We start from the raw sequence: 401 nt of genomic DNA on the forward strand, positions 1-401 counted from the left end.
GTCATCTGTCCTTGAGGGCGGGGTCGACGAGAGCGGCCCACCAGCGGCTGACCTGGGCAAGGTTGTTTGAGGTACGGATGAAATCGGGCACGCGGTGGCCGCGGCTCTGAGCGTCGGCGAGTATCTTGGCGATGCGGTCGCGCTCGGGATCGTCGTCGGCGCCGCCGTGGCCGAAGAGGTCGCCAATTCTTTGCGGCACGTCATCTGCGTTGCGGGTCGATCGCACCGACGGGGCGGGGATGGCGATGCCGCGCTTCTGCAGGGCCTCGGTCCACATGGCGTGGAAGTAGGCCGGTCGGGACCCGACGGCGATTGCCGTCGACGCCTGCTTGAAGTCGCCGAGCTTGTGATCGAGGACCTGCGACTCGCCGTCGCGGACGGCTTCGGCCGCGCGTTTCACG

Annotated in this window: 1 protein-coding gene; it reads right to left on the bottom strand. The window is 68.1% G+C overall.

Annotation, left to right across the window (positions count from 1 at the left end; all coding sequences use genetic code 11):
* Position 1: 1 nt before the first annotated feature.
* Positions 2–401: hypothetical protein (locus L6Q96_23270; protein MCK6557470.1), on the bottom strand; the 400-nt coding region annotated here is incomplete at its 5' end.

The organism is Candidatus Binatia bacterium, assembly GCA_023150935.1.
Taxonomy (GTDB): Bacteria; Desulfobacterota; Binatia; order HRBIN30; family HRBIN30; genus JAKLJW01.